The sequence below is a fragment of the Streptomyces chiangmaiensis genome, assembly GCF_036281785.1.
Lineage (GTDB): Bacteria > Actinomycetota > Actinomycetes > Streptomycetales > Streptomycetaceae > Streptomyces > Streptomyces chiangmaiensis.
On the sequence record NZ_JAYWVC010000275.1, the window covers coordinates 1 to 8,958 of the forward strand.

General features: G+C 69.9%; 8 protein-coding genes and 2 pseudogenes. 6 read left to right on the forward strand and 4 right to left on the reverse strand.

The window, feature by feature from the left end:
• Positions 1-113: 113 nt before the first annotated feature.
• Positions 114-326 carry a type II toxin-antitoxin system VapB family antitoxin gene (locus VXC91_RS39530; RefSeq protein WP_329512192.1) on the reverse strand — a complete coding sequence of 71 codons (213 nt, stop codon included), beginning with the start codon at positions 324-326 and terminating at the stop codon, positions 114-116.
• Positions 327-904: 578 nt separating this feature from the next.
• On the opposite strand from VXC91_RS39530, the pseudogene VXC91_RS39535 reads away from it, so the two are divergent.
• From VXC91_RS39535 to VXC91_RS39550, 5 genes and pseudogenes are all read left to right on the forward strand, one after another.
• Positions 905-2,137: pseudogene (locus VXC91_RS39535) on the forward strand (ATP-binding protein); the annotation flags it as partial.
• 169 nt (positions 2,138-2,306) lie between these two features.
• Positions 2,307-3,548, forward strand: coding sequence for a cation:proton antiporter (locus VXC91_RS39540; protein ID WP_329512193.1), 1,242 nt, complete (start codon positions 2,307-2,309; stop codon positions 3,546-3,548).
• Entirely contained in the window at positions 3,545-4,849 is a 1,305-nt protein-coding gene (locus VXC91_RS39545; protein WP_329512194.1) for an ArsB/NhaD family transporter, read from the forward strand. The genes VXC91_RS39540 and VXC91_RS39545 overlap by 4 nt, the downstream gene beginning before the upstream one ends.
• Positions 4,850-5,054: 205 nt before the next feature.
• A complete protein-coding gene (locus VXC91_RS47495; RefSeq protein WP_425578479.1) occupies positions 5,055-5,753 on the forward strand; it encodes an Rv1733c family protein in 699 nt (232 codons plus the stop codon).
• Positions 5,750-6,475: a DUF4118 domain-containing protein gene (locus VXC91_RS39550; protein WP_329512195.1), complete on the forward strand. Its 726-nt coding sequence runs from the start codon at positions 5,750-5,752 to the stop codon at positions 6,473-6,475. The genes VXC91_RS47495 and VXC91_RS39550 overlap by 4 nt, the downstream gene beginning before the upstream one ends.
• A gap of 33 nt (positions 6,476-6,508) precedes the next feature.
• Here VXC91_RS39550 and VXC91_RS39555 read toward each other — a convergent pair whose 3' ends face one another.
• Both VXC91_RS39555 and VXC91_RS39560 read right to left on the reverse strand, forming a co-directional pair.
• Positions 6,509-6,991 (reverse strand): CBS domain-containing protein, encoded by a 483-nt coding sequence (locus tag VXC91_RS39555; protein ID WP_329512196.1) that lies wholly within the window; start codon positions 6,989-6,991, stop codon positions 6,509-6,511.
• Between the two features lie 93 nt (positions 6,992-7,084).
• Positions 7,085-7,966 (reverse strand): alpha/beta fold hydrolase, encoded by an 882-nt coding sequence (locus VXC91_RS39560; protein ID WP_329512197.1) that lies wholly within the window; start codon positions 7,964-7,966, stop codon positions 7,085-7,087.
• Positions 7,967-8,147: 181 nt separating this feature from the next.
• On the opposite strand from VXC91_RS39560, the gene VXC91_RS39565 reads away from it, so the two are divergent.
• Entirely contained in the window at positions 8,148-8,486 is a 339-nt protein-coding gene (locus tag VXC91_RS39565; RefSeq protein WP_329512198.1) for a hypothetical protein, read from the forward strand.
• 90 nt (positions 8,487-8,576) lie between these two features.
• On the opposite strand, the pseudogene VXC91_RS39570 reads toward VXC91_RS39565, so the two are convergent.
• Positions 8,577-8,958 (reverse strand): annotated as a pseudogene (locus VXC91_RS39570) (recombinase family protein); the annotation flags it as partial.

An 8,958-nucleotide genomic window follows, 5' to 3' on the forward strand; every position in this document is an offset into this window, starting at 1 on the left:
CACCGGACCTGCCACTGCCAGGACGCCGTCCTCGTGGAGGGGGTCGAGCACTTCCGCGACTCGGGGGTGGCGCCAGCGCTGAAGGGCTGAGTTGTCGATCAGGAAGCGCTCGCTCACGCAGCGCCCCGGCCGTGATCCTGCGCCCGGCTGTCGTAGGTGAGGTCTAGCTCGCCGGACTTGATCGCGTCGATGCCCTCCTGCCGCAGCCGGCGCTTGACGGCCTCCTCCATGGCCATCCGAACGGCCTTGGCCTTGGTCTTGACCCCGTACAGGCGCATGGCGTGCTCGACCATCTCGTCATCAAGGTCGATCATGGTACGTGACATCGAGACTCCTCCCGCCGACCATCAGCTGCCAAAATGATACCGCATAACCGATGCAAAGTGGTGTCGTTTGGTGCCTGAAGAGGTGATGAGGTTCTCGCCCTCCCCGGCCTGGGCGAGTCGATCCACGGCCTGGTGGCACGGCACGAGCCAGACCTCAGTCCGAGGCAGCCGAGGGTGTGGCCTTGCTGCCCGAGCAGCGCCGGGATCGCGCGACGCCGGCACAGGGTGTGGGTGCCACGGCCTGCGCAGCCGCGGGGGTGCCGCTACGCCGACAAGATCCTCGTAGTCGCTGGTTCGAGGCGGAGCGCCGCGCGGTAGTCGTTGTCGCCTGCGAGGAGCCGGGCTGCCGGAGGGGAGACATAGTGAGCACGCACGTCGTACAGGACCTGGGCCAGCGGGGGTGACGCGGTGCGATAAGCGCTGGTCGCGCGGGCGCGAGCGCGGGCGCTGGTGCGGTGGGGTCGCTGGTGCGTGGGCTCACGGACTTAGGACTCAGATCAAAATGAGGGAATGACGGTTGGTCAGTTGCCGCTTGCTGTTGGCAGGTTCAAGACAAGAGAACACGTGACGGCAACAGCAACTGGTACTTCACACCGCCGGTGCACACCTGGACCATCGCGGACCCGGAGAACATCGTCGCCATCGCGGTGTTCTTCGCGGTCGCGGTCTCCGTTGCCTCGGTCGTGGACCTCGCCGCCCGGCGCACCCATCAGGCGGCCCGGCTGCGTGCGGAGTCGGAGATCCTTTCCTTCCTGGCGGGCAACGTGCTGCGTGGCGAGACCAGCCTGGAGGCGCTGCTGGAACGGGTCCGCGAGACCTTCGGAATGGAATCGGCGGCCCTGCTGGAACGGGCGAGCGACGTCGACCCGTGGACCTGCGCGGGCAGCGTCGGCTCCCGGCCCTGCCAAAGCCCGGAGGACGCGGACGTGGACGTGCCGGCCGGCGACCACATGGCCCTGGCCCTGTCCGGCCGGGTCCTGCCCGCCGAGGACCGTCGGGTTCTGGCCGCCTTCGCCGCCCAGGCCGCCGTGGTCCTGGACCGCCAGCGCCTGCAATCCGAGGCCGACCAGGCCAAGGAACTGGCCGAGGGCAACCGCATCCGCACCGCACTCCTCGCCGCCGTCAGCCACGACCTGCGCACTCCGTTGGCCGGCATCAAGGCGTCGGTGACCTCGCTGCGCTCGGATGACGTCGAGTGGTCCGAGGAGGACCAGGCGGAGCTCCTGGCAGCCATCGAAGAAGGCGCCGACCGCCTCGACCACCTGGTCGGCAACCTGCTGGACATGTCCCGCCTGCAGACCGGCACGCTCACCCCGCTCATCCGCGAGGTCGACCTGGACGAGGTCGTCCCGATGGCACTCGTCGGCATCCCCGACCCGGAGTCGGCCGTCGCCCTGGACATACCCGAAACCCTGCCGATGGTCGCCGTAGACAAGGGCCTGCTGGAGCGCTCCGTCGCCAACGTGGTCGAGAACGCGGTGAAGTACAGCCCCGACGGGGAGCCGGTCGTGGTGAAGGCCAGTGCGATCGCCGACCGTGTGGAGGTCCGGGTGGTGGACCGTGGGCCGGGCGTCCCCGACGAGGCCAAGGACCGCATCTTCGAACCCTTCCAGCGCTACGGCGACGCCCCGCGCGGCGCAGGCGTCGGGCTCGGCCTGGCGGTCGCGCGCGGCTTCGCCGAGGCCATGGGTGGCACCCTCACCGCCGAGGACACCCCAGGCGGTGGCCTCACCATGGTCCTCACCCTGCCGGTCACCGCCGGCTCAGCGCCCGCCGTGGCATCGGACCTGTCGGCGACGGCCGCGACGTAGTCAAGCGGGTCGCTTTCATTGCCGGGTTTCGGCAACCTGGGCGCCCTGAAGGTGCGCGTAAGCGTTCTGTCAAAGATGCATCAAGAGCAGGTAGGGTTCCCCCCGGTGTGCCGGGAAGCCTGGTCGGCGAAGTGAGGTGTGATCTCTTTTCCGATCGGGGGCGTTTCCGGTGGTCCTTGTTGCTGTCTTCGGGGTGGCGTTGCTGATCGCGGTGCTGCTGTCCGGGCTCGCCGCCCGCACCGTGCTGTCCACCTCCCTCCTCTTCCTCGTCGGCGGGGCGCTGGTCAGCGACGGCTTCCTCGGACTGATCCACATCACGCCGGACAGTGAGCTCGTGTCGGTGACGGCCGATCTGGCGCTGTTCGCGGTGCTGTTCACCGACGGCCAGCACGTGGCCTTCGCCAAGCTGCGCGCCAACTGGCTGGGCCCGGCAAGGGCGTTGGGCCTGGGCATGCCGCTGGCGTTCGTGTTCATGGCGCTTCTCACGCACTACCTGGTCGGTCTGGACTGGACGACCTCGTTCCTGGTGGGCGCGGTGCTGGCACCGACCGACCCGGTGTTCGCCTCGGCGATCGTGGGCCGCAAGGAGGTCCCGGCCAAGCTGCGTGAACTGCTCAACGTCGAGAGCGGCATCAACGACGGCCTGGCCCTGCCAGTGGTACTGCTCCTGATCGCAGCCGCGGGTCCCACCGCCGCCGGGCACGAGGTGTCGATCGGCCGGATCGCCCTGGAACTGTCCCTGGGCCTGGCCTTCGGCGTACTGCTCCCCCTGTTCGTCAACGGGCTGGTCCGCTTCCGGCTGCTGGGCGCCGAGCCCAAGCTGCAGCCCCTGCTGCCACTGGCGACCGGGATCATCCTGTACGGGCTGTGCCACCTCACCCACGCCAACCCCTACCTGGCGGCGTTCTCCGCAGGCGCCGTGCTCGCCGCCCTCTCGCCGGAGGCGAAGGAGGCGTTCGAGCCGCTGGGCGTGGCGCTGGCGGAGCTGGCGAAGTTCGCCGCGCTGCTGGTATTCGGCGCGCTGCTCACCTCGCAGCTGTTCGCGCACCTGTCGTGGCAGGGCTATGTGGCGGTGGTCCTGGCGATCGTGCTGATCCGCCCGGCGTCGCTGCTGATCTCGCTGGCCGGTACGCGGTTCGAGCGGCGGGAGAAGCTGACCGCGGCGTGGTTCGGCCCGAAGGGCTTCGCGTCGGTGGTCTATGGACTGCTGGTGCTGCAGTCCGGCATCCCGCAGGCCGAGCAGGCGTACACGCTGATCGCGGTGTGCATCGCCTTCTCGATCGTGGCGCACTCCAGCACCGACGTACCCATCGCCCGCCTGTTCGACGTCGAGGACCTGGTCGGCCTCCCCGACGACGAGGACGACCAAGAAGCCGTGCCGGCCGGACTGGAGAGAAAGACCGCCGTATGAGTGATTGGCACAGCTGGGCGGCCGTGGCCGTGTTCGTCGGCGCGTACGTACTGATCATCAGCGAACGCGTCCACCGCACGGCCGCGGCCCTCGGCGGCGCCGGGGCCATGCTTCTGATCAGCGCCACCGACGACAAGGCGGCGTTCTACTCCGAGCACACCGGCATCGACTGGAACGTCGTTTTCCTGCTTCTCGGGATGATGGCGATCGTCGGCGTGCTGCGGCAGACCGGCCTGTTCGAGTATCTGGCGATCTGGTCGGTCAAGCGGGCCCAGGGAAGACCGTTCCGGGTGATGGCGATGCTCGTCGTCATCACCGCGATCGCGTCAGCACTGTTGGACAATGTCACTACGGTGCTGCTGATCGCCCCGGTCACCCTGCTGGTGTGCGAGCGGCTCGGCCTGGCCGCCGCGCCGTTCCTGATCGCCGAGGTGTTTGCCTCCAACGTCGGTGGCACCGCCACCCTGGTCGGTGACCCGCCCAACATCATCATCGCCAGCCGGGCCGGTCTGACCTTCAACGACTTCCTGGTCCACCTGGCCCCGGTGGCAGCCGTGCTGACGGTGGTGCTGCTGGTGCTGTGCCGGGTGATGTTCCGCAAGGCGTTCGTCTACGACGAGGAGCGCGCCGCGCAGGTCATGGCGCTGACCGAGCGCGAGGCCATCCGTGACCAGCGGCTTCTGTGGCAGGGCCTGGCGGTCCTGGCCCTCGTCGTCGCCGGGTTCGTGCTGCACCCGGTGCTGCACTACGAACCCAGTGTGGTGGCCCTGCTCGGCGCCGGTCTGCTCGTCGCCATTTCCCAGGTGGAGACCCGGCAGGTGTTGGGCGAGGTGGAGTGGCCGACCCTGGCCTTCTTCGCCGGCTTGTTCGTCATGGTCGGCGCGCTGATCGAGACCGGCGTCATCGGCGACCTCTCCCGCGCCCTGGCGGATGCCACCGGCGGCAACGAACTCGGCGCCACGCTCACCCTGCTGGGCGGCTCGGCGGTGCTGTCCGGGATCGTGGACAACATCCCGTACGTGGCCACCATGGCGCCCATCACCGCCGACCTGGTCAAGGACCTGGGCGGCGCGGCCGACGGCCACCACGTGCTGTGGTGGGCCCTGGCCCTCGGCGCCGACCTGGGCGGCAACGCCACCGCGATCGGCGCCAGCGCCAACGTCGTCGTGCTCGGTATCGCGGAACGCAATCGGCAGCCCATCGGCTTCTGGCAGTTCACCAAGTTCGGGCTCGTTGTCACCCTCGCCACCGTCGCGATCAGCGGGCTATACCTGTGGCTGCGGTATTTCGTGCTCGCCTGAGCCGGTGCCGACAGTGGCCGCGTGCGGGCGGGGAGCACACTGGAGGCGAGGGCCGTTCGTCGTATCCCGAGGGGGTGTCGGCGGTGGTGAAGGCACGTCGTACGGTGCGATGGTGGCGCTGGCGGCGCAACCCGCTCAGGCGGCGCAGTGACGTCGTCGAAGCCTGGGTCGTGCTCGTCGCGTGGCGCTCGCCGTGGCGGGCGCTGTGCTGGCGGGCCTGCTCGCTGCCGGCGCGGTCGAGCGGGGCCTGGACCGGGAGCGGGCCGAGCGGCAGCAGGTCCCGGCCGTCGTCACGAAGGACGCGGTGGACGCAACGCCCCCAACCCGGCAGGTGGGAACGCCGCAGGCATGGACCACCGTGCGCTGGAGGACATCGGACGGCTCGACCCACACGGACCGCACCCGAGTGCCACCCGGCACCCGGGCCGGCACCCGGATCACCGTCTGGACCGACCGGCACGGCAACCTGGCCTCCCAGCCGTTGGCTGCGGCGGACGCCGTCTTCCGCGCAACGGTGATAGGCGGGCTGGTGGCGATCGGCACGGGCTTGACGGTGTGGGGGAGTGGCCGGATCGTGTGCGGGTGCCTTCCTGTCCCGGTATCGCCTGCGGCAGTGGGACGAGGAGTGGGCACGCATCGACACGCGGTGGGGCGGGAAGACCGGCTGAACGGGAGACCGCGCGTCCGCAGCGGTCGGCCCGCGGCCGCAGGTACGGCCTGGCCACCTGCGGTGTCAGGAGTGCGTCAAGATCGTGCCCGGCGGAGTAGCCGGGCGAGGGCGACGGCGGGATTCTTGCCCTGTCGACACAATGCCGCGCCGACCGCTGTACGGGCGGCGCCCTTGTGGCAGAGGACCGCTCATCGCTCCCGTGAGGTGGTGGACCATGCGGATACCGCTGCGTGACCGGATCGCCCTGGCCCGCGCCGCTCGTCGTCGCGCTCGCCCTGGCGCCGTTCCGTACGCACGTGACGTCCGCGAACCTGGCGTTGATCCTGGTCGTGGTCGTCGTGGCGGTCGCCGCCCTGGGTAGCCGGACCGCCGGGGTACTGGCCGCGCTCTCGGCAGCGGCGTGGTTCGACTTCTTCCTCACCCGCCCCTACCAGCGCTTCACCATCTCCCACGGGGACGACATCACCACCACCACCCTCCTGCTGCTGGCTGTGGGCGTGGCCGTCTCCCAACTCGCCGCCCACGCCCGCACGCTGAAGCTGGTCACTGTCACCGACGCGGCCCACCTGGCACGGATCCACGAGACAGCGAGCCTGGTCCAGGCCGGTGGCTCGCCGTACGCCGTGGTCGACCAGGTGCGCGCCCAGCTCGTCGAGATCCTCGGGCTGCGCGCCTGCCGCTTCGAACACGGAACACTGCTCGGCCGCCACCCACGCCTGGAGCAGGACGGCTCGGTCACCGTCGGCCGGGCCCACTGGAACCTGGACAAGGACGGCTGGCCCCGCGAGGAGATCGAACTACGCGCATCGGTGGGCGGCCGCTACCTGGGGCGGTTCATGCTCCAGCCTGAACCTGGGGCCGTGGTGCCGCCCGTGCAGACACGCCTGGTCGCGGTGAGCCTGGCCGACCACGTCGGTGCGGCACTGGACACGACGGGACCGGTCCTCGACCGCTGACCCCACGGCGCCGGGCTGGGATCTACCCGCCGGTCAGGCGCTGGGGGTGCTCAACATGCCTGTCTTGCCCAGGAGTTCATGCAGAAGGTGCGAGGCGGTGATGACGCCGAGCAGATGCGTACCGGCCTTGTCCTTCATGGCCACCGCGACCAGCGGACTGCGCACCTGCGCCATCAACGCGGCGACCTCCAGCGCGGTGTCGTCCGGGGCGGCGATCGGCGGTGGGGCCGCTGTACGGGAGAGGCAGTCGCCCACCCGGCGGCCGGCCAGCGCCTGGCACAGCCGGTCGGCGTGCTGCTCGTCGACCACCGCGGCGAGCGTGGGGTCCTCGATGACGTAGGCCGGGACCAGCACCTTGATCATCTGGGAGGCGGGCAGGATGGCCTTCGGCTCGCCCCGCTCGTCCAGCACCAGCAGCCCGGGCAGCTTATGCTCGGCCATCAGCCGCGCCGCATCCAGAGCGTCGCTGTCGACGCTCACCGACTCGTATTCCACCGCCAGGTCACGTGCGCGCACGGTCGGCTCCTCATCTTCCCTGTACGTCCCAGGTCCCAGCGTCGTACGGATCCAACCCCGCGCGCCAGGTCATCGAACGGAAACATACGCAACCTATGCGGCATCCCCGCGCAGTGCGGCCAGGGCCTGCTCGACCAGCGTGACGATCTCGTCAGGCGCCTCGTCCAGGAGCAGATGCCCCGAGCCCTCCAGGACGTGCAGCCGGGCGCCCAGGTGCCGCTGTGCAGCAGGCCCCACACGCCGCGGCGGCAGGAAGACGTCGTGCCGTCCCGTGGCCACCAGGCACGGCACAGCCCGCCGCTCGGCCAGTAGCCGCGGCGGCAGCGGGGGAGGGGCAAAACTGCTGTGACAGCAGCGGGCGGCCAGGGCCATCCACTCCGCGAGGACGTCCGGCACGCGCCCGCCCGGAGCCACCATGTGACCCAGCACCCGGGCGGCCCGCGGCACCGTCGGCCGGACCAGCCACGGCACGGTCGCGGCCACCACGGCCGGAGGGACCAGGAGCCGCACCAGGCCGGCGCTGGAGAGCACGACCCGCCCGACGATCCGCGGAGAGGCCGAGGCGAGAGTGATGGCGCCGCCGAGCGAGTGCCCCACGACCAGGGCCTTACCGGGCACCGCCTGTTCGAGTGCCTCGGTCAGCCACCGCCCGTACCACACCGACCGTCCGCGGCGCGGCCGGGCATCCGCGCTCAGGCCGGGCTGCCCGGGCACGTCGAGCACCACCGTGGGCCACCGGGCGGCCAACGCCTCGGCAACATGCCGGTAGACGGCACCGTTCGTATTCGTCCCGGGGACCAGCACCACCGAGGGCGACGCGGCTGCCGGGTCCGGGCCAGCCGTGACGACGCTGGTGGTTCCGGCGCCTGTCGAGATCCCCCGCCGGTGGTGCGGCACGCCCGACTCACCGAACTGCTCGAGACACCATTCCCGCACTTGCTGACGGCACTTGGGGCCGCGATAGACGGAGGGCACGTCGGCAGAGTAGCCCTGCGGATCGGTTGCGGAACCGGGCGGACACAGGCGTCCCTGAGGGGGAGCCGTAACGCCGCAGCCCCGACAACAGGCGAAGGACCCCTGACGCGTCCTTAATGCTTCACTGACGACTTTCTAACGTATTCTCACGGCCGGAGCGCCGGGAAGTCTGGTCGGCGAAGTGTCCTGTCCTCAACAAGTCCGTCCGTCAAGGACGCCAGGAAGGTCTTCGCGTGACCGTCTCGAAGTCGGCCGCCACCATCGCGGCTGCCACACCGACCCCGACGTCGCCGACCTCGGCCGACTTGCCGAGGCCGCGCTTCACTCCGCCGAATCCGGAGCGGACATCTCCGGTGCCTGCGAGGCCCTACGAGCCCTCGGTGCCGCCGCCCTGAGCACCCATCAGCGCATCCGTGTTGCCGAACTCGCCGAGGGGGACCGGCGCATCGTCGGCTCAGGCGTCGCGAACAGCATCATCCGCGAGGACGAGCGGCTGCGCGCCATCCTGACCGCCATCTGATCCCGAGGCCAGGGCGGACGAATAGCCGATCGCCGCCCCGGCCCGCCTCGGGATAGCGTGCTGCCGGATGGATCTGAACGAAGCTACGGTTCAATCGGCCAGCGCATCTTGTAGCCGCAGCTGCCCTCGCGCGACCGTATCGTCAGTGGTCAACTCGCCCCTCGGACACAACCACTGACGATACGGTGACGAGGGTCTCGACCTTACGGTCGCGGTCCGCGTTGCGTGTTCGTAGCTGATGGTGATGCCCAGGGTCTCGTAGAGTGGGCCTTTCTTGTCCGTGTCGGCTGCTTGGATGCGTTCTGCAATATTTCCAAGACTCTCAGTCATCTCGCGGATCTGTTGCGCGTCGAGCGGGGATTCCTTCTTCCGGGTGACGGTGAGGAGTGTGTCCAGCTTCTTCCGCGCTGCTTCTTTGTCTCGCTGTGCCTCGTTGATCCACTGGGTGACGACGGCTGGGTCGGCTCCGGCG

Excerpts from the sequence above, each read along its gene's own strand:
- VXC91_RS39530 (WP_329512192.1), bottom strand. The coding sequence starts at position 326 with ATGTCACGTACCATGATCGACCTTGATGACGAGATGGTCGAGCACGCC.
- VXC91_RS39545 (WP_329512194.1), top strand. The coding sequence starts at position 3,545 with ATGAGTGATTGGCACAGCTGGGCGGCCGTGGCCGTGTTCGTCGGCGCG.